This window comes from Sinorhizobium chiapasense (genome assembly GCF_045277575.1).
GTDB lineage: Bacteria > Pseudomonadota > Alphaproteobacteria > Rhizobiales > Rhizobiaceae > Ensifer > Ensifer chiapasense_A.
On the sequence record NZ_CP144205.1, the window covers coordinates 3,677,697 to 3,699,003 of the forward strand.

Genomic DNA, 21,307 nt, shown 5'->3' on the forward strand with positions numbered 1-21,307 from the left:
AGGCCCGACATGGCGGATCGGAAATGCATTGCCCTGATCGCTCACGATCAGAAGAAGGACGATCTAGCTGCGTTCGCCAAGGCGCATGAGGCGGTTTTGTCCCAATGGCGCATCGTTGCGACAGGCACGACAGGCGGCCGTGTCCTCGATGTCTGTCCGGGGCTCGATATCACGCGACTGAAAAGCGGTCCGCTCGGCGGTGACCAGCAGATCGGCGCGATGATTGCCACCGGCGAGGTGCAATTACTGATCTTCTTCGTCGATCCCCTGACGGCAATGCCGCATGACGTGGACGTCAAGGCGCTGATGCGTCTTGCGATCGTCTACGACATTCCGATGGCTCTTAACCGGGCGACGGCCGAACAGTTGCTCGACTTCAACCCAAAACCATAAACGTGATCGCTTCTCATGAGTTGGGCGGATGCCGGCGGAAAGTCGCACACTTTCCCTTATCCCGCCCTAACTGATAGACAACGCTATATACCTGCCACGACCGATCAGGATGGATCTTGCGATGCCCGGCACCAGTGAAAACGTCTTCCCCTTTCCGATCCTGATCGGCGATATCGGTGGCACCAATGCCCGCTTTGCCTTGCTCGTCGATGCCTTTGCCGAGCCGAAACAGCTGCCGCCGATCAAGACCGGTGATTTCGAAACGATCGAGGAGGCGATGCAGAAGAGCATCCTCGACAAGACCTCGGTCCAGCCGCGTTCGGCTATTTTGGCCGTGGCCGGTCCCATCCGGGGCGACGAAATTCCGCTCACCAATGCCGGCTGGGTGATCAGGCCGAAGGACATGCTTTCGAGCCTTGGCCTCGAAGACGTGCTGATCATCAACGATTTCGAGGCGCAGGCGCTCGCGGTCGCCGCGCCGGCGGACGAGGATCTCGTGCAGATCGGCGGCGGCAGCGTCCGCCCGCTGACGTCGCGCGTCGTTCTCGGCCCGGGCACCGGTCTCGGCGTCGGCGGACTGGTCTTTGCCCAGCACACCTGGATCCCGGTACCGGGCGAAGGCGGCCATGTCGACATCGGCCCGCGCAGCGAACGCGACTTTCAGATCTGGCCCTTCCTCGAGCCGATCGAAGGGCGCATGGCCGGCGAGCAGATCCTTTGCGGCCGCGGCATCATGAATCTCTATCGCGCCGTCTGCGCTGCCGATGGTGTCGATCCGGTGCTCGCCGAACCGGCGGAAGTGACGACGCAGGCGCTTGCCGAGAGCGACAGGGCGGCCATCGAGACGATTTCGTTGTTCTGCACCTATCTCGGCCGCGTTGCCGGCGACATGGCGCTGATTTTCATGGCCCGCGGCGGCGTTTTCCTGGCCGGTGGCATTTCGCAGAAGATCCTGCCGGCGCTCATGAAATCACCGTTCCGTGCCGCCTTTGAAGACAAGGCACCGCACTCGGCGCTGATGAAGACAATCCCGACTTTTGCCGTCATTCATCCGATGGCAGCCCTCTCGGGTCTTGCCGCCTTTGCCCGCACGCCGTGGGATTTCGGTGTTGCAACGGAGGGACGCCGCTGGAGAAGCTAAGCAGTCGGCGCGTGCAAAGACTCGCCAAAACGACACCAAAGCACTATAGAGCCCCGGGAAAGGTCGGGCCGGAAACTGGCTCGCCACACTGGGTCCAGGGAAGACGGGCTTTTTGAGCGCCAGCAATAGAAAACAGCACGCGGTCGATTCCGATACGATCAGCGGAATTCTGAAACGGGTCATTGCGGAAAACGGTCGCGACCACATTCGCGGCTATGTCTTTGCTATCGCCTGCCTGGCTGTCGTTGCGGCAACAACCGGATTCACGGCTTCGATCATGGAAACCGTGATCAACGAGGCCTTCGCCAACAAGCGGGCGGACATCGTCCTGCTCGTCTGCGGCGCGATCCTTGCGGCCTTCGTGTTGCGCGGCTTCGCCACCTACGGCCAGGCCGTTGCCCTGTCGAAGATCGGCAACAACATCGTCGCGCGTTACCAGCGCCGGCTCTACGCCCACCTGATGGCGCTGAGCGTCGGCTATTTCAACGAGACGCGGTCGGCACAGCTTGCGGCCCAGATCAGCCAGAACGTCAGCGGCATTCGCGACGTGCTCAATCTGACGGTCACGTCGATCGCCCGCGATCTGCTGACCCTGATCGGCCTGGTCGGCGTCATGTTCGCCAAGGACTGGCTGCTGTCGATCATCGTCTTCGTCGCCGCGCCGCCTTTGCTGCTCGGCCTGCGCTACGTTTCCAGGCGCCTGCGCTCGGCGACGCGCGAATCGATCGAGGTCAATAGCCGCGTTCTCGGCGCGATGCAGGAAACGATCCAGGGCATCACCATCGTCAAGGCCTTCACCATGGAAGGCGAACTGCGCGGCAAGGTCGAGGCCATCATCGATCGGGCCGAGAACCGGGCGAACCGAATCGCGCGCTTAAGCGAGCGCACGGCACCGATGACCGAGACCTTCGCCGGCCTCGCGATTTCCGCCGTTCTCGCCTATTCCGCCTTCCGCTCGATCTATGCGGACGTGCCGCCCGGTGCCTTCTTCGCCTTCGTGGTGGCCCTCCTGATGGCTTACGATCCGGCCCGCCGACTGGCGCGGCTGCAGGTCTCGCTGGAACGTGCCGCCGTCAATGCCCGCATGGTCTATGAGATTCTCGACACCGTGCCGCACCAGCGCGACAAGCCCGATGCCAAGGAACTGGCCTTCACCGCCGCCGCCGTGGAGCTGCGCGACGTCCGTTTCCAATACGCCAATGGCGACGAGGTTCTGAAAGGCGTCAGCTTCGTCGCCGAAGGCGGCAAGACGACGGCGCTCGTCGGTCCCTCCGGCGCCGGAAAATCGACGGTCATCAGCCTCATCCCGCGGTTCTATGATCCGGCTTCCGGCCAGATCCTGATCGATGGACAGGACATTGCCGACGTGACCAAGCAGTCGCTGCGCAAGGGCATCGCCTATGTGTCGCAGCAACCCTATCTCTTCGAAGGATCGATCCGCGACAACATCCGCTACGGCCGCATCGACGCGACCGAAGCGGAGATCGAGGAAGCCGCACGGCTTGCCTATGCGCATGATTTCATTCTGGCGCAGCCGCAGGGTTACGACACTCCCGTCGGCGAGAACGGCATGACGCTTTCCGGCGGCCAGCGCCAGCGCCTGTCGATCGCCCGCGCGCTCGTGCGCAATGCCCCGATCCTGCTGCTCGACGAGGCCACCTCGGCGCTCGATACCGAATCGGAAGCCGCCGTGCAGAAGGCACTCGATCACGCCATGAACGGCCGCACGGTGATCGTCATCGCGCATCGCCTCTCGACCGTCGTCAATGCCGACAAGATCATCGTCATGAAGGATGGTTCTGTCGTCGAGGAGGGCACGCATGCCGACCTTGCACGGCGACCGGACGGTCTCTACGCTCGGCTTCACAATCTTCAGGGTCAGTCGCCCGAGGCCAAGACTCCCGAAGCGCCGGCCGGCGCGGAAATCTAAAAACGGACGAGAAGGAAATCACCGATGGGCGAAACCGATATGAAGCTCGTGGTGGTGGGTGCCGCTGGCCGCATGGGCCAGACGCTGATTCGCACGGTTCACGCGATGGGTGGCGTCAGCCTGCACGCCGCCATCGAACGTCCGGGTTCCCCCTTCATCGGCCGTGACGCCGGCGAACTGGCCGGTCTCGGGCCGATCGGCGTGCCGGTCACCGACCAGCCGCTGGAGGCTTTCGTCGAGGCCGAAGGCGTGCTTGATTTCACGGCGCCGGCGGGCACTGTCGAGTTCGCCGGTCTGGCGGCCCAGGCTCGTATCGTCCATGTCATCGGGACCACCGGCTGCTCGGCCGACGACGAGGCGAAGATTCGTGCTGCCGCGCGCCACGCCCGCATCGTCAAATCGGGCAACATGAGCCTCGGCGTGAACCTGCTTGGCGTGCTCACGGAGAAGGCGGCGCGGGCCCTCGATCCCGCCAACTGGGACATCGAAATCCTCGAAATGCATCACAAGCACAAGGTGGATGCGCCCTCGGGCACGGCGCTGCTTCTCGGCGAAGCGGCGGCAAGGGGCCGCGGCATCGGCCTTGCCGACAATTCGGTGCGCGTGCGTGACGGCCATACCGGCCCGCGTCCGGCCAGTGCGATCGGTTTTGCGACGCTGCGGGGCGGCTCGGTCGTTGGCGAGCATTCGGTCATTCTCGCCGGCGAAGGTGAGCAGGTGACGCTGTCGCACAGCGCTACGGATCGCTCCATCTTCGCGCGCGGCGCCGTGACTGCGGCGCTCTGGGCCCGCGGCCAGAAGCCCGGCTTCTACTCCATGCTCGATGTGCTCGGGCTCAACTGACCTTTTCACTCTCAAGTCTCAAGGGGAATTCGACATGAGCGGTACTCTCGTCCTCGTCCGGCATGGCCAGAGCGACTGGAACCTCAAGAACCTGTTCACCGGCTGGCGCGATCCGGACCTGACGGAACTCGGCGTCGAGGAAGCCAAGGCCGGCGGCAAGGCGCTTGCCGACTACGGCATCAAATTCGACATCGCCTTCACCTCGGCCCTCGTCCGCGCCCAGCGTACCTGCCAGTTCGTGCTCGACGCCGTCGGCCAGTCCTCGCTCGAAACGATCCGTGACCAGGCGCTGAACGAGCGCGACTACGGCGACCTCGCGGGGCTCAACAAGGACGACGCGCGCGAGAAATGGGGTGAGGAGCAGGTGCATGTCTGGCGCCGCTCCTACGACGTGCCGCCTCCGGGCGGCGAAAGCCTGCGCGACACCGGTGCCCGCGTCTGGCCCTATTACCTGACCGAGATCCTGCCGCGCGTGCTGTCCGGCCAGAAGGTCCTGGTTGCCGCCCACGGCAACTCGCTGCGCTCGCTGGTCATGGTGCTCGACCGCCTGACCAAGGAGCAGATCCTGAAGCTCAATCTCGCGACCGGCGTGCCGATGGTCTACAAGCTCAACGCCGACTCGACCGTCGCTTCCAAGGAAGTGCTGGGCGACATGTCCGGCGCCCACTGAGCATTCCGGAATGCAGAATGGAGAAGGGGCGCCGAGCAAGCGCCCCTTTTATTATTGCCAAGCAGTGCCGGGAAAAGTTGTGAAGCGGTTTTCCGTACTGCGTGACCTATCAGATCGTGCCGTCCGCCGCCTTTCCGGCCTCCCATCCGAGAATCGCGCGCTTGCGCGTCAGGCCCCAGTGATAGCCGGTGAGGTCCCCGCTCTTGCCGAGTGCGCGGTGGCAGGGGACCACGAAGGAGATCGGGTTGCGGCCGACGGCAGCACCGACCGCGCGCGACGCCGTCGGCTGGCCGATGTTTCCGGCGATGTTCGAATAGGTGGTGGCGCAGCCGAGCGGGATCTTCAACAGCGCCTGCCACACCCGGATCTGGAAATCGGAGCCGATCAGGAAGATACGCAACGGCTCGTCCGGGCGCCAGCGCGACGGATCGAAGATGCGTGCAGCATAATAGGCCGTCGCCGCGCTGTCCTCGATGTAGCTGGCGTTCGGCCAGCGCTGCGCCATGTCCTCGAAGCTTGCCTTTTCGCCGCCGGCATCGTTGAAGGCAAGGCCGGCAAGTCCCCGCTCGGTGATCATCACGAGCGCGGTGCCGAAGGGGGAGGGGTGGTAGCCGTAGCGGATCGTGAGACCCTCGCCGCGCGCCTTCCATTCGCCGGGTGACATCGCCTCGTGGGTGACGAACAGGTCATGCAGGCGACTCGGCCCTGATAGCCCCACCTCGATGCTGGTTTCGAGCAGCGGCATGTCTTCCTTGCGCAGTAGGCGTTTGGCATGGTCGAGCGTCACGGCCTGGAGGAAGGCTTTCGGCGAAAGTCCGGCCCAGCGGGTGAAGACCTTCTGAAGCTGCGTCGGTGATTGTTTCAGGCGCTGCGCCACGGTTTCCAGCGATGGCTGGTCGCGATAGTCCTCGGTCAGCATTTCGATCACGCGGCTGACCGTATCGTAGTCGGTGCCTTTCGGCGTGATGTCTGTGGGTACGGATGTCGCAATGTTCATGGCTCTTCTCCTGTCATGCCACAGGTAACCATTTGGCGGCCCCGGCAACCACCCGAAACTTGAGTGAATGCGCGGATTTGGATCCCATTGGTCGATCGGCGGACGTTAGCGGCGGCGAACGGTCGCAAGCGCGCCCGAAAGGGCGAGCGCGAAGGTTTCGCGATCGTCGCGATTGAGAAACGAACCGATATCGGTCCGCCGGCCACCACCGCTGATCGTCATCGAGACGATGCCGATCTCCTGGTGCCGGGCGACGTTGAAGCGCGCCCAGAAAGGATTGAAGCGGTGTTCGGTGATCTTTCCGGAGGGGGTGAACTTGCGCACGGAAACATCGGTCCTGGATACGCTGACCTCCTCGCGGCTGAGTGCCGAGCGATTGTTCAGCCAGAAGGCGCCGAACAGCAGCAGATAGTCGAGGCCGAAGAAGAACACGACCGGCCAGGCGCCGATGACGAGGAAGACGAAGGCGTGCACGAGACTCAAAAGCCCGGCGATCAGAAAGAAGATCCTGAAGCCGCGGCGCCCGAGCGAGCGATAGGGCGTGAGCTCGGCTGTGAAGACCGGCGCATCTTCGGGCGGGGTGGTGACGTTGCCATTGATCATGACCTTTGACTATAGATGCATCATGAAAAACGTGAAGCCGAAATTGCCCGCTGGCGCCGCAAAACCGAAGTCGGCGACCGCCCGCCGCGCAACACCGCGCGTGAAGAGCCTCTATAGCCGGGACGAGCTCAAGGAGATCTTCCGCCGCTTCTCGATCCAGCGGCCGGAGCCGAAGGGGGAGTTGGAGCACGTCAATCCGTTCACGCTGGTCGTCGCCGTGGCGCTTTCGGCGCAGGCGACCGATGCCGGCGTCAACAAGGCGACGCGGGCGCTCTTCGCCGTCGCCGATACGCCGGAGAAGATGTTGGCGCTCGGGGAAGAGAAGCTCCGGGACTACATCAAGACCATCGGTCTCTATCGCAACAAGGCGAAGAACGTCATCGCGCTCAGCGAAAAACTGATCCGCGATTTCGGCGGAGAGGTGCCGCGCACGCGCGAAGAGCTGGTGACCCTGCCGGGCGTCGGCCGCAAGACCGCCAATGTGGTGCTCTCCATGGCTTTCGGCCAGTCGACGATCGCCGTCGACACCCACATCTTCCGCATCGCCAATCGCATCCGCCTGGCGCCGGGCAAGACCCGGGACGAGGTGGAAGAGAAGCTGATCAAGATCATCCCGGACGAGTATCTCTACCACGCACATCACTGGCTGATCCTGCACGGGCGCTATTGCTGCAAGGCGCGCAAGCCCGAATGCGAACGCTGTGTCATCGCCGATCTCTGCAAGTCGCCGGAAAAGACCTGCGATGTCCCGGCGCCGCTCGTCGAACTGCCGCCGCAGATCATCTCCGCCGCAAGCTGATCGATATCGTCAGATCGTTCCGCCGAGCGCCGATTTCGCCGCTGTATATGATGAGAGCGCGCTTCCTGCGGCGTGAGGAGCCGGCACGCGTCTTTTGGCTTCCAAATGGTGGGAAAACCGGTATTAACGAACACCGGCCACCACGGAGACCGGACGAGGTTCATGACAAAATACGACGTGCTGACGATCGGCAATGCCATCGTTGATATCATCGCGCGCTGCGACGATGCCTTTCTCAATGAAAACGGCATCATAAAAGGCGCCATGAACCTCATCGATGCCGAACGCGCCGAGCTATTGTACTCGCGCATGGGGCCGGCAGTCGAAGCCTCCGGCGGCAGTGCCGGCAATACAGCAGCCGGTGTCGCCAGCCTCGGCGGTCGTGCCGCCTATTTCGGCAAGACCGCGAGCGACCAGCTCGGCGAGATCTTTGCGCACGACATCCGCGCCCAGGGCGTTTACTTCGAGACGAAGCCGCTCGAAAGCGTGCCGCCGACCGCGCGCTCGATGATCTTCGTCACCGAGGACGGCGAGCGTTCGATGAACACCTATCTCGGCGCCTGCGTCGAGCTCGGCCCCGAGGATGTGGAGGCTGACGTCGTCGCCCAGTCCAAGGTCACCTATTTCGAAGGCTATCTGTGGGATCCGCCGCGGGCCAAGGACGCGATCCGCGAAACCGCCCGGATCGCCCACGAAAACGGCCGCGAAACCGCGATCACGCTCTCGGACAGCTTTTGCGTCCATCGCTACCGCGACGAGTTCCTCGAGCTCATGCGTTCCGGCACGGTCGATATCGTCTTCGCCAACAAGCAGGAAGCGCTGGCGCTCTACGAGACCGAGGACTTCGATCTGGCGCTGGAAAAACTCTCGAAGGACTGCAAGCTCGCCGCCGTGACGCTCAGCGAAGAAGGGTCCGTGGTCGTGCGTGGAGAAGAGCGGGTCCGCGTCGGCGCAAAGCCGATCGCCCAGGTCGTCGATACCACCGGCGCCGGCGACCTCTATGCTGCGGGCTTCCTGTACGGCTACACGACCGGACGCTCGCTCGAAGATTGCAGCAGGCTCGGCAACCTCGCTGCCGGCATCGTCATCGGTCAGATCGGACCGCGACCGATGGTGTCGCTGTCAACTGCCGCCAAGCAGGCCGGTCTCGCCTGATTCGCCCTGATTGAGTTTTGCGAAAAACGGGCGCGGCCTTACTTGAAGGCCTCGCCCGGATAGGCACCCCAGATCTCGCTCTGGGCGATCCAGCCTTCGACGCCCTGCGTCTCGACATGGCACCAGTCGCCATTGCATTCGCCGACACGGACGATGACACCAGGTTCCATGCGGGCGGTGATCGGGGCCGTTCCCTGCGGGTCGCGGCGCATGTTGACGAAGACGCCTTCGCCCTTGCCGCGCATCCAGGGCGCTGCCACTGCAGTGCGGTCGCCGGAAAGCAGCGCCTGGTTCACCCAGCCTTCGGTGCCGTCGGCATCGCGGATACGGCGCCAGTTATCGTATTCCTGGATGATCTCCACCGGCACGCCGGGCTTCATGTAGCGGAACGCGACCGCGTAATCGACGCTCGGGCCGATCCTGAGATTGACGCTCTTGGACTTGAGGCTGACGAATCGCGGCAGCGGCAGTCCGCTGGCGCCCTTGGCGGCTTGAGCGTAAGCCGCCGACGTCATGATCCCGGCGCCAAGGCAGGCGGCGATCAACGAGAACGAGAATCTGGAAATGACATGACGCATGACGAAGCTCATTATCCGTGGCACTACAGCGCCGCGCGTCCTGAGACGCGCAAAGGTCGCTGTAGGACTTTGAGTTGCTGCATGTCTTTGTCCTTCAATCGGAAACGATTTAAGGAGACATGCAGGCGCTTATGCAGGCGCAGTTCATTCGAGGCCCAGCTCGCGGGCTGAAATCGCGGGGACGACGACGCGAGTTTTGTTTGTCTTCCCGGTGGGGTCTGTTAGAAAATGCGGCTACAGGGAGAAAGTATCGCCCAACTTGGTTAAAGACCCGTCAACAAGGCCCGTCGCAGCAATGACAAGCAAGAAGAAGCCCACGGTCTACATCACCCGCAAATTGCCGGATATCGTCGAGACGCGCATGCGCGAACTCTTCGACGCGGAGTTGAACATCGACGATACGCCGCGCAGCCAGCCGGAGCTTGTCGCGGCTGTGAAACGCGCCGACGTGCTGGTGCCGACGGTGACCGATCGCATCGATGCGGCGCTGATCGAGCAGGCCGGCCCGCAACTGAAGCTGATCGCCAGCTTCTCGAACGGCGTCGACAACATCGATGTCGACGCCGCCGCGCGCAAGGGCATCACCGTCACCAACACGCCGAACGTGCTGACCGAAGACACGGCCGACATGGCGATGGCTCTGATTCTCGCCGTGCCGCGCCGGCTTGCCGAAGGTGCGCAGATCCTGACCGACCGCAAGGGCGAATGGGCCGGCTGGTCGCCGACCTGGATGCTCGGCCGCCGCATTGCCGGCAAGCGCATCGGCATCGTCGGCATGGGCCGGATCGGCACTGCCGTTGCCCGCCGTGCCAAGGCCTTCGGCCTCTCGATCCACTACCACAACCGCCACCGGGTAAAGGCGGAGACCGAAGAGATGCTGGAGGCGACCTACTGGGACAGCCTCGACCAGATGCTTGCCCGCGTCGACATCGTTTCGGTCAACTGCCCGTCGACGCCGGCGACCTATCATTTGCTCTCGGCCCGCCGCCTGGCGCTGATGCGACCTGACAGCTACATCGTCAACACCGCCCGTGGCGGCATCATCGACGAGACGGCGCTGATCAAGTGCCTGCGCGAAGGCAAGATCGCCGGCGCCGGTCTCGACGTCTTCGAGAACGAGCCGGCCGTCAATCCGAAACTGATCAAGCTCGCCGGCGAAGGCAAGGTCGTGCTGCTGCCGCACATGAGCTCGGCGACGCTCGAGGGCCGGATCGACATGGGCGACAAGGTCGTGATCAACATCCGCACCTTCTTCGACGGTCACCGCCCGCCGGACCGCGTGCTTCCGGGCCGCGATTGATCGCGAAGCACCGCACGGCCCTGACGTGCCGCTGTCCGTCCGGATTGAAAGCTAGAGCGTCTTGCGCATTTCGATTGCCGTCGGCCGGGTAAAGCCGGGATGGCACATCGTGCCGCTCTGGACGAATCCCCAGGCGGCAAAGGCGCGGTGGTTGTCGACGAGTTCGATGCGGGTCAGCAGACGCAGCGCGGGAAGGCCGAGCCTCCGTGCCGTCATTTCCGCTTCCGCGAGCAGCCGCCGGCCAATGCCCTTTCCCTGTGTCTGCGGAGCAACCGCGAGCTTGCCGATATAGAGACAATCGGCCTCGGGCTTGCAGAAGATGCAGCCGACGAGTCTTTCGCCGTCGCTGACACCGAAGGCGATCTCGTCAGCGATCTTTTGCCGGAGCGATCCGACGTTCAATGCATGCGCCGACGAGGGCGGGTCGATCTGCCCGTCCATGTAGGAGAAGGCGCCAAGGATAAGCGCCAGCAACTCCTCGTGCCGGTCGAATGTTTCGTCGATGCGAAAGATCTGCACCATGGTTGGCCTATGCCCTGCGACGGTAGCGGATGGTGTTGAACTGCGCCGTCAGCGCGTCATACATCAACAGCCTTCCGACGAGCGGCTCGCCGAAGCCGGCAATCACCTTGATCGCTTCCATCGCCTGGAGCGTGCCGATGACGCCGGTCAACGCGCCGACGATGCCCGCTTCGGCGCAGGAGGGCACGACGCCCGCCGGTGGCGCTTCGGGAAAAAGATCGCGATAGGAGGGGTTCGGCCGGCCGTCCGCGCCGGCTTTGTACGGCATCAGCACCGTCAGCGAGCCGTCGAAGCGGCCGACGGCGCCGGTCACCAGTGGAATGCCGACCCTTGCCGCCGTATCGGCTGCGAGGTAGCGCGTGTCGAAATTGTCCGAGCCGTCGATCACCAGGTGATATTGCCGGAACAGTGCCTCGGCATTGTCGGGGTTGAGCCTGATCTGGTGGCCCTCAACGACGACATGCGGATTGAGCGAGGCAATTGCTTCCGCCGCCCGCTCGACCTTGGCGCGGCCGATGTCCTCGGTGCGATGGATGACCTGCCGTTGCAGGTTGGAGAGCGAAACGGTGTCATCATCGACGATACCGATGCGACCGATGCCGGCGGCTGCGAGGTAGTGCAGCACCGGCGCGCCGAGACCGCCGGCGCCGATGACCAACACGTTCGCCGCCTTCAGCTTCTGCTGGCCGGCGCCGCCGATTTCCGGCAGCACGATATGGCGGGCGTAGCGGGAGATCTCCGATTGGTCGAGCTTGTTCTCACCGGTCATGGCAACATCCTCCTCGGTGGCGGCCGATCTCTAGATCTTGGGTCGGCTCGACCAAATCATAAACGTGATCGACACCCAAAAGGGAGAGCGGTTCCGCACGGAAAACCGCAAACACTTTCCTCATCCGGCTCCTGCTTAGCCCGTAACGCTGCCATGCGAAACGGTCAGGAAACGGCCGCGATCGCCAAGCGCCTCGAACATCGCCCGGTCCGTGCCGGTCATGAAGGCCTGGCCGCCGAGGCCGTCGACGAGGTCGAACAGGGCCGCGCGCCGGTTGATGTCGAGATGCGCTGCGATCTCGTCGAGCAGAAGTATCGGCGCGTGGCCGGTCATGTCGCCGACGAGACGTGCATGCGCCAGCACCAGGCCGACGAGCAACGCCTTCTGCTCACCGGTCGAGCAGCGTGCCGCCTCCATATCCTTCTCACGGTGGCGAACGAGCAGGTCGCTCCGATGCGGCCCGTCGAGCGTGCGGCCTGCCGCCGCGTCGCGCGGCCGTCCATCTCGCAGCATCGTCAGATATTGCTCTTCGAGATCATAGGCAGGGCGATGACCCTCGTCGTCGAGAAACCCGGATAGCGCCAGCCGCGCCGACGGAAAAACGTCGCCGTCCACGTTCCGTTCGACGAGCGCGGTGAGCAGGCCGAGCATTTCCTGCCGCGCCAGCGCCATGGAAACGCCGAGGCCGGCCATCTCGCGTTCGATCGCGGTCAGCCAGGCCGGGTCCGGGCGAAACTCGGTCAGCAGCCGGTTCCGGCTGCGCATCGCGCGGTCGAACTCGCTGGCGCGGCGGCCATGTTCCGGATCAAGCGAAAGCACCAGCCGATCAAGAAAGCGTCGTCGATCGGAAGACGGCCCGGTGAAGAGGCCGTCCATCGACGGCGTCAGCCAGATGACGCGCAGGTGATCGGTCAGTTCGTCGACGCTCGCCGCTGCCGTTCCGTTGAGCCGCAGTCGTCGGGACTGCCCCTCGGTCACGCCGGCGGTGCCGGTGCCGATTTCGACCGGCCCCTCCATGCCCTCGACAGCGGCAAAGACGGAAAAGCCGTCACTGGCGCCAACACGGGTGACGTCGGCATAGGCCGCACGCCGCAAGCCCCGACCGGGAGAGAGGAACGAGACCGCCTCCATCAGGTTGGTCTTGCCGGCGCCGTTCTCTCCCGTCAGCACCAGGTGGCGCTGGTCGAGCTCCAGCGAGAGGGCCGCATAGTTGCGGAACTCCGTGAGCTTCAGGCGATTGAGAAAGACCTTGTGTGGCATCGGCAGTCCGGATTCGACGTTGGGCGCAGCTAGGACGAAAGCAGGCGCCAAGGCAAGGTGAAACGGCATGCTTGTCCATATCGGTGCAAGTTGGCCGATTTCGGCGGGGGAAAGGCGACAAACCACTTGGATCAGGTGCTTTTCTTGGGCGCTCCGGTCCAATATGACAGTTTCATGACAATCCACGAATGGACATATTTGTGATGCTGGCCTGGTTCCGCAAACTACTTCCCCGCGAGGATCGCTTTTTCGAGCTTTTCGCAAAACACTCGCTCACCGTCGTCGGCGCCGCCGAGGCGCTCGACAAGCTGCTTGCCGGCGGCGATGACATGGAGAAACAGTGCGACAGGATCGTCGCGCTCGAAGATGAAGCGGACCACATCACTGCCGAAGTGCTCCTGGCGGTCCGCCGCTCCTTCATCACGCCCTTCGACCGCGGCGACATCAAGGACCTGATCCAGTCGATGGACGATGCCATCGACATGATGCACAAGACGGTCAAGACGATCAGGCTCTACGAACAGAAGAGCTTCGAACCGGGCATGCGCGAAATGGGCGCGATTGTCGGCCGGGCTGCGCACCTGATTGCCGAGGCTGTCCCGCTGCTGGACCGTATCGGCGCCAATCATGATCGCCTCATCGCCATCGCCGAGGAGATCACCCGCATCGAGGGACATTCCGACGAACTGCACGAGCAAGGCCTCAAGGAGCTGTTCCACCGCTACGGTACCGGCAACGCGATGGCCTATATCGTCGGCAGCGAGATCTATGGCCAGCTGGAAAAAGTCATCGACCGGTTCGAGGACGTTGCCAATGAAATCAGCGGCATCGTGATCGAGAACGTCTGATGGATGCGACGCTCGCCTTTCCGTTGCTCGCGGGATTGATCGCCATCGCGCTGTTCTTCGACTTCCTGAACGGCTTGCACGATGCCGCCAACTCCATCGCGACGATCGTCTCGACGCGGGTGCTCAGGCCGCAATATGCGGTCCTATGGGCGGCCTTCTTCAACTTCATCGCCTTCCTGTTCTTCGGTCTGCACGTGGCCGAGACGCTCGGCAAGGGCATTATCGATCCCGGCATCGTGACACCGTTGGTGATCTTCTCGGCCCTCATGGGGGCCATCGTCTGGAACATCGTCACCTGGCTGTTCGGCATTCCGTCGAGCTCATCGCACGCGCTGATCGGCGGCCTCGTCGGCGCCGGCCTTGCCAGCACGGGCTTCAATTCCATCGTCTGGACCGGTCTTCTCAAGACCGTCGGCGCCATTTTCATGTCGCCGGCGATCGGCTTTTTCCTGGCGCTGATACTGGTGCTGATCGTCTCCTGGCTGTTCGTGCGGCAGACGCCCTTTGCCGTCGATCGCACCTTCCGCGTGATGCAGTTCCTCTCGGCGTCGCTCTACTCGCTCGGCCACGGCGGCAATGACGCGCAGAAGACCATGGGCATCATTGCCGTTCTGCTCTTCTCGCAGGGTTATCTCGGTTCGGAGTTCTACGTGCCCTTCTGGGTCGTGATCACCTGCCAGGCGGCGATCGCGCTCGGCACGCTGTTCGGCGGCTGGCGCATCGTTCACACCATGGGCTCGAAGATCACCAGGCTCAATCCGATGCAGGGTTTCTGTGCCGAAACGGGCGGAGCGATCACGCTCTTTGCCGCCACCTGGCTCGGCATTCCGGTATCGACGACGCACACCATCACCGGCGCGATCATCGGCGTAGGTGCTGCGCGCCGCGTCTCGGCCGTGCGTTGGGGGCTTGCAGGCAATATCGTGATTGCCTGGTTCATCACCATGCCGGCAGCGGCGGCGATCTCGGCGCTGGCCTACTTCACGATCGATCTGCTGTTCTGATCGATACAGGGACCATCTCCCGCCTTTTGGGCGGGAGATATGCATCATTTCTCTACGCGCGGCGCAGGGCTGTCCCGCCCGCCCTGATGCAAGGTCAGGCTTTCGGCGCGGGTACCGTTGAGCGTGAAGCTGATCTGCGCATCAATGAGCTTCGCAAAGAACCGATGTTCGGCCTCCGGAAGGATTTCAAGCCGGTCCTGGCCGGTTGCCTGGGCAAACAGTCGATTGCCGTCACGAAAGATCGTCAGGTCGAAACCCGGCGCCAGCCTGTAGGTGCCGAGATAGGCATCGTAGGTCGCCGGATCGACCGTTATGGCAGTGCGCCGGACGGTGGCGGGCGCGAGCGGGACGTTGCGGTTGGGCAGATGTTGGCCGATATCGTCGACGCCCACTTCGGTCGACGTATTCGACAGGGCGACGACGCCGATCCCGGTCGACGGACGGTAGCCGACGAAGGATCGATAGCCGCCAGTGCCGCCATTGTGCCAGATCACCTGCTGGTCACCCTTGCCGGAAATCACCCAGCCCAGCGCCTGCTCGCCCGCGCCCTCGCCGAACGGCTGCCGTGTCGCCAGCAGGGTGGCGAAGGCGGACGCCAACGGTGAGGGCGTTTTCCCCATGGCGGCCTCGAGGAAGATCAGCAGGTCGTCCGCTGTAGAGCGCAGAGCACCGGCTCCCTGCAGCGCGTTGAGATCCCAGTCTCTCACCGGCTCCAGTGCCGCATCGTGGCCCGTTGCCCGGCGTCCGGACCAGTCGGGCTGCGGCGTGATCGCCGTATCCTCGAGGCCGAGCGGCCTGGAGATGCGTCTTCCGACGAGATCCTCATAGGAAAGCCCGGCCTTCAGCGCCAGCACGTGGCCGAGAAGCCCCGCGCCGAGATTGGAGTATTCGTGCTCGACGCCCGGGCGGCGCTGCGGCTTGTGGCCGGAGAGAAAGCTGTAGAGCTTGGTAGTGTCGTAGTCCGCATAGGGATTGGTGATGTCGGCCGGCGTTAAATTGGTCGGTAGCCGCGGCAAGCCCGACATGTGCGTCGCCAGGTCTGTCAGCGTGATCGGAGCCTGCTTGTCCTCCGGCATCGTCACTCCGGGCGGCAACAATGTCGAGACAGGCGTATCGAGGCCGAGCGTACCTCTCTCGACCGCGTCGGCGAGCAGCAGTGCGGTGAACACCTTGGTGACCGAGCCGATCTCGAACACCGTGCGCCCATCGACCGGGCGCGGGTCGCCTTTGGCCGGATGGCCGTGCGCGACGATGCGCCGGCCATTGGCATCGGTGATGCCGACGACGATGCCGATCGACTGCTGCTGCTTGTCGATGCGGTCGGTCAGAATATCCAGGATTTCGGCATCGGTCGGGGCCGTGGAAGGGGAACCCGCATGGGCGGTGGTGCCAAGCGTCATGACGACGATCCAGTTCAGAAAGAAGGTCCGCATGATGAAAAGATAGGAGGCCAATCTTTGGTTGCAAAGGTGAGGCGGATGCCAGCCGGCTTCGATCAAGCTTCTGTCGAGGCTTGATCGGCAATCGGTGAGGAACCGTCGCCGGCAACGATTGCGCCGAGATTGCGGAAATGCGTCACGGATCCCAATAGGGCGGATCGCCGAACGCTTCCTTCAGATGTTGGGCGATGGCCCGGAGCTTGGCCGAGACCCGTCGTCCTTCCGGATGAGCCATGTAGATGAATTCGGGCTCCGGGCGCAGCCCGACATCGATCTCGCGCAGTTGTCCTTCGCGCACTGCGGGACCGGCGATAAAGGCGGGCAACAGCGCGATGCCAAGCCCGGCGACGGCAGCATCGTGCATCATGTCGCCATTGTTTATGCCGAGTGCCTGGCGCGCCCGGACGACCGTTGCACCTGAAGGTCCCTCGAACCGCCAGTCGGCCGCGCCGCGATTGGTGTAGAAGATGCCGCGATGGCCTCCGAGCTCGACAAGCGACGCCGGCGTGCCGTGGCGTCCGAGATAATCCGGCGCGGCGACGAGCAAACGCCGGCTTCTCGCAAGCTTCCAGACGACCAGGCGGGAATCGGCGATCACGCCGTGGCGGACGATCGCGTCATAGCCTTCCGACGCCGCGTCCACCCGGCGGTCATCGAGATCGAGCGTCAGTTCTATTTCCGGATGGCGCGCCAGGAACGGATAGAGCGCCGGACCGAGATGCCGGCGGCCGAAACTGACGGGAGCAGCGATCCTGAGCGGTCCCGTCAGGAGCCCGCGGCGTTCGGCAAGATCGCTGGCAGCGGCCTGCACCTCGCTGACGATCCGGACCGCGCGTTCGCGGAAGGCGATGCCATCCTCGGTGAGCGTCAGCTTGCGCGTCGTGCGATGGAGCAGGGTGGCGTTGAGCGTCCGCTCCAGCTCTGCAACCCTTTCGCTGACTACGGATTTCGACAGACGCAGGCGCCGCGCCGCTTCGCTGATCGAGCCGGCTTCGGCCACCGCGACAAAGGCCGCTATTCCTTCGATCTTCATCATCGTTCGGCTTTTCCGAATTCGAGTTCCAGAATTGGAAGACTAATCCGAACGATCGTTTTCCGCCATATTTCCCTGCATCCGAGGACGACGGTTCCAGCCAATTGAACCGACCTCTTCTTCAACCCAGCAAGAGGACTTTCATCATGTCACGTTTAGAGAACAAGACGGCACTCATCACCGGCGGCACCAGCGGCATCGGCCTCGAAGCCGCGCGCCAATTCATCGCCGAAGGCGCCAGGGTCGCCGTGACCGGCACCAATCCGAAGAACATCGCCGAAGCTCGTGCGATCCTTGGCGAGGCGGCCCTCATCATCGAGGCGGATGCCGGCAATGTCGCGGGTCAAGCGGCGGTCGCCGAAAAGATCCGCGCCGCCTTCGGCTCGCTCGACATCCTGTTCGTCAATGCCGGCATCGCCAAGCTGCAGCCGATCGAACAGTGGGACGAACAAGGTTTTGACCGTTCGCTCGCCATCAACCTCAAGGGACCGTATTTCCTGATCCAGGCGCTGCTGCCTGTCTTCTCGAAGCGGGCTTCGGTCGTGCTCAACACTTCGATCAACGCCCATATCGGCATGCCGACGTCGAGCGTCTATGCGCTGACCAAGGCTGGACTTCTCTCGCTGGCACGCACGCTGTCCGGCGAGCTCATCGGTCGCGGCATTCGGGTGAATGCCGTCAGCCCCGGCCCGATCCGCACACCGCTCCATGACGGTCACGCCCCGACGCCCGAGGAAAACAGGCAGGTTGTCGATACCATTGCCGCGCAGATCCCGCTTGGCCGCTTCGGCGACCCGAGCGAGATCGCCAAGGCGGTCGTCTTCCTCGCCTCCGACGAAGCGACCTTCACCGTCGGCGCCGAGTTGATCGTCGACGGCGGCATGGCGACGCTGTGATCGTGCTGGTGCCAGCGAACTGAGCAGCCTGAACACTCTTCGAGCGCCGCGCGTTCCTTCGGATCCGCGGCGCTGTCGTGCCTGCCTCCGTTGGCATTGGCAATGGAGAAGAGTATATTTCTGCGATCTAATAAAATGCATCCGTTCGCGGGGGAGCCGCGAGACGAACACCGATCAGATCCCGGGAGGAGACGATGACGAGTGTCAGATGGATGATGAAGGGGCGCGAGTTCATTCATTGCAACTGTGCCTATGGCTGCCCCTGCCAGTTTAACGCGCGACCGACGCAGGGCCATTGCAGTGCCATCGGCGCCTTCGAGATCGAGGAAGGCTATCACGGCGAAACGCGGCTCGACGGACTTCGCTGCGGCCTGATCGCCGCCTGGCCGGGCGCGATCCATGAGGGGCGGGGGCAGGTGGTGCCGATCATCGACATCCGCGCCTCGGAGCCGCAGCGCAATGCACTGCTGCGCATCATGAGCGGTGAGGATACCGAACCGGGCGCCACATTCTTCCAGGTCTTCGCGACCACCTTCGAGACCATGTACGATCCGGTCTTTGCCGAGATCGACTTCGATGTCGATGTGAGTGGGCGTACGGCACGGCTGAATGTGCCCGGCTGGATCACCGCGCGCGGCGAGCCGATCCTCAACCCGGTGACCGGTGTCGCCCACCAGGCTCGCATCAATCTCCCGCAGGGTTTTGAATATGATCTCTGCGAAGTCGGACGCGGATGGGCCGACACGAAGGGGCCGCTGACTTTGGCGCTCGCGGACTCGCACGCCCATTTCGCCAGAACGCACCTGACTGAAAGCGGCGTGATCCACTGACGCCCATGAGGGATACGGCGCTCGAAACTCTGCTCAGACGCGATCGCGCCATTGTCGTGGTGGCGCTGGTCACGTTGACGGCAGTCAGTTGGCTCTACATCCTGTGGCTGGCGTCGGCCATGGACACGGCCACCGCGCCAGCGTCTTCCGGCAGCATGGATATGGGTTCTGGCATGGACATGGATATGCCCATGGACATGCCGATGAACATGCCCACGGAGGCGCAAGAGGGCTCTATGACGTCCATGGCGACTGCGGCGGCCGGTCCCTGGACCACGGCGACCTTCGCCTACGCCTTTGTCATGTGGGCCGTGATGATGGTGGGCATGATGGTGCCGTCGGCAACGCCGATGATCCTGCTCTATGCCCGCGTCGGCCGCCAGGCGGCCCAGCAGGGAAAGCCCTTCGCCGGGACCGGCTACTTCGCTGGCGGCTATCTGCTGGCCTGGACCCTGTTCGCACTGATTGCCGTTCTCGGGCAATGGCTCCTGGACCACGCTCTGCTGCTCACCCCGATGCTTTCGAGCGCCAGCCAGGCGATGAGCGGCGTTGTCCTGGTCGTCGTCGGCCTGTTCCAGTGGACGCCGCTCAAGGAGCGATGCCTCCGGCAATGCCGGGCGCCGCTGCTTTTCATCCAGAGCCACGGCGGTTTTCGCCGCGAGGCAGGCGCTGCCCTCGGCCTCGGGCTGCAGCACGGCCTCTATTGCGTCGGCTGCTGCTGGGCGCTGATGGCGCTTCTATTCGTCGGCGGGGTGATGAACGTGTTGTGGATTGCGGCGATCGCCATTTTCGTGCTCGCCGAAAAGGTCGTGCCCGGCGGCCGGCTCTTGTCCCGTGTCGCCGGGGTGGGGCTCGTCATGGCCGGGCTGTGGCAGCTTGCGGCCATGACGTAAGCGCCCGGCGCCGCGCGCCATCTCCGGCGCGCAAGATCGCTTTGGGAACGCTTGGCGCGCGCCTCATTCGCTCAGCGTGTCGAAGAAATCCTTCATCCTGGCGAAGAAGCCGGTCGATTCCGGATTGTTGTCCTTGGACGAGATCTGCTCGAATTCCTGCAGCAGCTCGCGCTGGCGCTTGGTCAGCTTCTGCGGCGTCTCGATCTGGATCTGGATGTAGAGGTCGCCGGACTGGGCCGAGCGCAGCACCGGCATGCCCTTGCCCTTGAGGCGGAACTGCTTGCCGGCCTGGGTGCCCTCGGGAACCGTGACGCGCGACTTGGTGCCGTCAAGCGTCGTCACATCGAATTTGCCGCCAAGGGCTGCCGTCGTCATCGAGATCGGCACGCTGCAATAGAGATCGGCGCCATCACGCTGGTAGAATTCATGCGGTCTGACGGAAAGGAAGATGTAGAGGTCGCCCGCCGGTCCGCCGCGAAGCCCTGCCTCGCCCTCGCCGGAGAGACGGATGCGCGTTCCGTCCTCGATGCCGGCCGGAATGTTGACCGAGAGCGTGCGCTCTTCGGTGACCCGGCCCTGGCCATGGCACTTGCCGCAGGGATCGGTGATCGTCTGGCCGCGTCCGCCGCAGGTGGGGCAGGTGCGCTCGATCGAGAAGAAGCCCTGGGCGGCGCGCACACGGCCGGAGCCGTGACAGGTGCCGCAGGTCTTCGGGCTCGTGCCGGGCTTGGCGCCGGAGCCGCTGCAGACGTCGCAGGTGATCGAAGTCGGGACGCGGATCTGCGCGGTCTTGCCGCTAAAGGCTTCTTCGAGCGAGATCTCCATGTTGTAGCGAAGATCCGCGCCGCGCTCACGGCCGCCCGATGAGCGCCGCTGGCGTCCGCCGCCCATCATCTCGCCGAAGATGTCCTCGAAGATGTCGGAGAAGCCGCCGGCACCGCCGCCGCCGAAGCCGTTGCCCATGCCACCCTGCTCGAAGGCCGCATGACCGTAACGATCGTACGCCGCGCGCTTCTGCGGGTCCTTGAGCGTCTCGTAGGCTTCGTTGATTTCCTTGAAGGTCTTTTCCGATGCCGCGTCGCCGGGGTTCTTGTCCGGGTGATACTTCATCGCGAGTTTGCGGAAGGCGCTCTTCAGCTCCTTCTCATCGGCATTCTTGGCAACCCCAAGCGTTTCGTACAGATCACGTTTCATTCGTCGAAGACTGTCCTATTGACGAGGCGTGCCAGCGCGAGGGCTCGGCGGCTGCCCGTTTACCTTGCCACCGATTTAGTAAACCTTGAAGCGCGATACCATAGCCCGAACGGCGGTAGACGCGGTTTTTTGTCGGAAAAGTAATGTTTGCAGCGGGTCGCGGCACCTGTCGCCATGTTTGTCCGTCGCACCCGACTGTGCAGGCAACAA

22 protein-coding genes are annotated in these 21,307 nt (G+C 63.7%); 13 read left to right on the forward strand and 9 right to left on the reverse strand.

All coding sequences use genetic code 11. The features are described 5' to 3' along the window. The first annotated feature begins 9 nt into the window (after positions 1–9). The 5 genes from QM996_RS17610 (at position 10) to QM996_RS17630 (ending at position 4,977) form a co-directional block, all read left to right on the forward strand. Positions 10–393 (forward strand): methylglyoxal synthase, encoded by a 384-nt coding sequence (locus QM996_RS17610; RefSeq protein WP_500268531.1) that lies wholly within the window; start codon positions 10–12, stop codon positions 391–393. A gap of 121 nt (positions 394–514) precedes the next feature. Next, the gene (locus QM996_RS17615) at positions 515–1,534 is read left to right on the forward strand and encodes a glucokinase (protein WP_500268532.1); all 1,020 of its coding nucleotides are present in this window, start codon (positions 515–517) and stop codon (positions 1,532–1,534) included. Between the two features lie 112 nt (positions 1,535–1,646). Then, a complete protein-coding gene (locus tag QM996_RS17620; protein ID WP_500268533.1) occupies positions 1,647–3,464 on the forward strand; it encodes an ABC transporter ATP-binding protein in 1,818 nt (605 codons plus the stop codon). A gap of 24 nt (positions 3,465–3,488) precedes the next feature. After that, the gene (dapB, locus tag QM996_RS17625) at positions 3,489–4,307 is read left to right on the forward strand and encodes a 4-hydroxy-tetrahydrodipicolinate reductase (protein WP_500268534.1); all 819 of its coding nucleotides are present in this window, start codon (positions 3,489–3,491) and stop codon (positions 4,305–4,307) included. Between the two features lie 34 nt (positions 4,308–4,341). Next, the gene (locus tag QM996_RS17630; protein WP_429810615.1) at positions 4,342–4,977 is read left to right on the forward strand and encodes a 2,3-bisphosphoglycerate-dependent phosphoglycerate mutase; all 636 of its coding nucleotides are present in this window, start codon (positions 4,342–4,344) and stop codon (positions 4,975–4,977) included. A gap of 109 nt (positions 4,978–5,086) precedes the next feature. Here the strand turns inward: QM996_RS17630 and QM996_RS17635 are convergent, their stop codons facing one another. Together QM996_RS17635 and QM996_RS17640 are read right to left on the reverse strand one after the other, a co-directional pair. Beyond that, positions 5,087–5,974 carry a methylated-DNA--[protein]-cysteine S-methyltransferase gene (locus QM996_RS17635; protein WP_500268535.1) on the reverse strand — a complete coding sequence of 296 codons (888 nt, stop codon included), beginning with the start codon at positions 5,972–5,974 and terminating at the stop codon, positions 5,087–5,089. Positions 5,975–6,079: 105 nt separating this feature from the next. Next, a complete protein-coding gene (locus QM996_RS17640; RefSeq protein ID WP_500268536.1) occupies positions 6,080–6,577 on the reverse strand; it encodes a DUF2244 domain-containing protein in 498 nt (165 codons plus the stop codon). A 22-nt stretch (positions 6,578–6,599) separates the two neighbouring features. Between QM996_RS17640 and nth the strand changes: the two genes are divergently transcribed. After that, positions 6,600–7,376, forward strand: coding sequence for an endonuclease III domain-containing protein (gene nth / locus QM996_RS17645; protein ID WP_500268537.1), 777 nt, complete (start codon positions 6,600–6,602; stop codon positions 7,374–7,376). Between the two features lie 162 nt (positions 7,377–7,538). Then, positions 7,539–8,531: an adenosine kinase gene (locus QM996_RS17650; protein ID WP_500268538.1), complete on the forward strand. Its 993-nt coding sequence runs from the start codon at positions 7,539–7,541 to the stop codon at positions 8,529–8,531. A gap of 38 nt (positions 8,532–8,569) precedes the next feature. On the opposite strand, the gene QM996_RS17655 is transcribed toward QM996_RS17650, so the two are convergent. After that, positions 8,570–9,121 (reverse strand): SH3 domain-containing protein, encoded by a 552-nt coding sequence (locus QM996_RS17655; protein ID WP_483500728.1) that lies wholly within the window; start codon positions 9,119–9,121, stop codon positions 8,570–8,572. Positions 9,122–9,404: 283 nt separating this feature from the next. Between QM996_RS17655 and QM996_RS17660 the strand changes: the two genes are divergently transcribed. Continuing rightward, complete coding sequence (locus tag QM996_RS17660; RefSeq protein WP_077962855.1) at positions 9,405–10,409, forward strand: 2-hydroxyacid dehydrogenase; 1,005 nt, start codon at positions 9,405–9,407, stop codon at positions 10,407–10,409. 51 nt (positions 10,410–10,460) lie between these two features. Here the strand turns inward: QM996_RS17660 and QM996_RS17665 are convergent, their stop codons facing one another. The 3 genes from QM996_RS17665 to recF all read right to left on the reverse strand — a co-directional run bounded on the left by QM996_RS17665 (position 10,461) and on the right by recF (position 12,960). Beyond that, complete coding sequence (locus QM996_RS17665; protein ID WP_500270349.1) at positions 10,461–10,928, reverse strand: GNAT family N-acetyltransferase; 468 nt, start codon at positions 10,926–10,928, stop codon at positions 10,461–10,463. Between the two features lie 10 nt (positions 10,929–10,938). Beyond that, the gene (locus tag QM996_RS17670; protein ID WP_500268539.1) at positions 10,939–11,700 is read right to left on the reverse strand and encodes a molybdopterin-synthase adenylyltransferase MoeB; all 762 of its coding nucleotides are present in this window, start codon (positions 11,698–11,700) and stop codon (positions 10,939–10,941) included. Positions 11,701–11,835: 135 nt separating this feature from the next. Then, the gene (gene recF, locus QM996_RS17675) at positions 11,836–12,960 is read right to left on the reverse strand and encodes a DNA replication/repair protein RecF (protein ID WP_500268540.1); all 1,125 of its coding nucleotides are present in this window, start codon (positions 12,958–12,960) and stop codon (positions 11,836–11,838) included. A 203-nt stretch (positions 12,961–13,163) separates the two neighbouring features. Here recF and QM996_RS17680 point away from each other — a divergent pair, with 203 nt between their 5' ends. Further along, positions 13,164–13,808 (forward strand): DUF47 domain-containing protein, encoded by a 645-nt coding sequence (locus QM996_RS17680; protein ID WP_500270350.1) that lies wholly within the window; start codon positions 13,164–13,166, stop codon positions 13,806–13,808. Further along, a complete protein-coding gene (locus QM996_RS17685; protein ID WP_500268541.1) occupies positions 13,808–14,812 on the forward strand; it encodes an inorganic phosphate transporter in 1,005 nt (334 codons plus the stop codon). The genes QM996_RS17680 and QM996_RS17685 overlap by 1 nt, the downstream gene beginning before the upstream one ends. Positions 14,813–14,856: 44 nt before the next feature. Here QM996_RS17685 and QM996_RS17690 read toward each other — a convergent pair whose 3' ends face one another. Both QM996_RS17690 and QM996_RS17695 read right to left on the reverse strand, forming a co-directional pair. After that, positions 14,857–16,266 (reverse strand): serine hydrolase, encoded by a 1,410-nt coding sequence (locus tag QM996_RS17690; RefSeq protein WP_500268542.1) that lies wholly within the window; start codon positions 16,264–16,266, stop codon positions 14,857–14,859. Between the two features lie 121 nt (positions 16,267–16,387). Continuing rightward, the gene (locus tag QM996_RS17695) at positions 16,388–17,287 is read right to left on the reverse strand and encodes a LysR family transcriptional regulator (protein WP_500268543.1); all 900 of its coding nucleotides are present in this window, start codon (positions 17,285–17,287) and stop codon (positions 16,388–16,390) included. Positions 17,288–17,430: 143 nt separating this feature from the next. On the opposite strand from QM996_RS17695, the gene QM996_RS17700 reads away from it, so the two are divergent. From QM996_RS17700 to QM996_RS17710, 3 genes are all read left to right on the forward strand, one after another. Continuing rightward, entirely contained in the window at positions 17,431–18,180 is a 750-nt protein-coding gene (locus tag QM996_RS17700) for an SDR family oxidoreductase (protein ID WP_500268544.1), read from the forward strand. 194 nt (positions 18,181–18,374) lie between these two features. Further along, a complete protein-coding gene (locus tag QM996_RS17705; RefSeq protein ID WP_500268545.1) occupies positions 18,375–19,010 on the forward strand; it encodes a DUF1326 domain-containing protein in 636 nt (211 codons plus the stop codon). Positions 19,011–19,015: 5 nt separating this feature from the next. Continuing rightward, positions 19,016–19,903: a DUF2182 domain-containing protein gene (locus tag QM996_RS17710; RefSeq protein ID WP_500268546.1), complete on the forward strand. Its 888-nt coding sequence runs from the start codon at positions 19,016–19,018 to the stop codon at positions 19,901–19,903. Positions 19,904–19,966: 63 nt separating this feature from the next. On the opposite strand, the gene dnaJ is transcribed toward QM996_RS17710, so the two are convergent. Then, entirely contained in the window at positions 19,967–21,097 is a 1,131-nt protein-coding gene (gene dnaJ / locus QM996_RS17715) for a molecular chaperone DnaJ (RefSeq protein ID WP_500268547.1), read from the reverse strand. Between the last annotated feature and the right edge of the window lie 210 nt (positions 21,098–21,307).

What these genes read in the sequence shown, in the direction of transcription:
- QM996_RS17705 (WP_500268545.1), top strand. Translation starts at nt 18,375, where the DNA reads ATGACGAGTGTCAGATGGATGATGAAGGGGCGCGAGTTCATTCATTGC.
- nth (WP_500268537.1), top strand. Translation starts at nt 6,600, where the DNA reads ATGAAAAACGTGAAGCCGAAATTGCCCGCTGGCGCCGCAAAACCGAAG.
- QM996_RS17650 (WP_500268538.1), top strand. Translation starts at nt 7,539, where the DNA reads ATGACAAAATACGACGTGCTGACGATCGGCAATGCCATCGTTGATATC.
- recF (WP_500268540.1), bottom strand. Translation starts at nt 12,960, where the DNA reads ATGCCACACAAGGTCTTTCTCAATCGCCTGAAGCTCACGGAGTTCCGC.
- QM996_RS17640 (WP_500268536.1), bottom strand. Translation starts at nt 6,577, where the DNA reads ATGATCAATGGCAACGTCACCACCCCGCCCGAAGATGCGCCGGTCTTC.
- dapB (WP_500268534.1), top strand. Translation starts at nt 3,489, where the DNA reads ATGGGCGAAACCGATATGAAGCTCGTGGTGGTGGGTGCCGCTGGCCGC.
- QM996_RS17670 (WP_500268539.1), bottom strand. Translation starts at nt 11,700, where the DNA reads ATGACCGGTGAGAACAAGCTCGACCAATCGGAGATCTCCCGCTACGCC.
- QM996_RS17655 (WP_483500728.1), bottom strand. Translation starts at nt 9,121, where the DNA reads ATGAGCTTCGTCATGCGTCATGTCATTTCCAGATTCTCGTTCTCGTTG.
- QM996_RS17660 (WP_077962855.1), top strand. Translation starts at nt 9,405, where the DNA reads ATGACAAGCAAGAAGAAGCCCACGGTCTACATCACCCGCAAATTGCCG.
- QM996_RS17685 (WP_500268541.1), top strand. Translation starts at nt 13,808, where the DNA reads ATGGATGCGACGCTCGCCTTTCCGTTGCTCGCGGGATTGATCGCCATC.
- QM996_RS17635 (WP_500268535.1), bottom strand. Translation starts at nt 5,974, where the DNA reads ATGAACATTGCGACATCCGTACCCACAGACATCACGCCGAAAGGCACC.
- QM996_RS17615 (WP_500268532.1), top strand. Translation starts at nt 515, where the DNA reads ATGCCCGGCACCAGTGAAAACGTCTTCCCCTTTCCGATCCTGATCGGC.
- QM996_RS17710 (WP_500268546.1), top strand. Translation starts at nt 19,016, where the DNA reads ATGAGGGATACGGCGCTCGAAACTCTGCTCAGACGCGATCGCGCCATT.
- QM996_RS17680 (WP_500270350.1), top strand. Translation starts at nt 13,164, where the DNA reads ATGCTGGCCTGGTTCCGCAAACTACTTCCCCGCGAGGATCGCTTTTTC.
- QM996_RS17610 (WP_500268531.1), top strand. Translation starts at nt 10, where the DNA reads ATGGCGGATCGGAAATGCATTGCCCTGATCGCTCACGATCAGAAGAAG.
- QM996_RS17700 (WP_500268544.1), top strand. Translation starts at nt 17,431, where the DNA reads ATGTCACGTTTAGAGAACAAGACGGCACTCATCACCGGCGGCACCAGC.
- dnaJ (WP_500268547.1), bottom strand. Translation starts at nt 21,097, where the DNA reads ATGAAACGTGATCTGTACGAAACGCTTGGGGTTGCCAAGAATGCCGAT.
- QM996_RS17630 (WP_429810615.1), top strand. Translation starts at nt 4,342, where the DNA reads ATGAGCGGTACTCTCGTCCTCGTCCGGCATGGCCAGAGCGACTGGAAC.
- QM996_RS17695 (WP_500268543.1), bottom strand. Translation starts at nt 17,287, where the DNA reads ATGATGAAGATCGAAGGAATAGCGGCCTTTGTCGCGGTGGCCGAAGCC.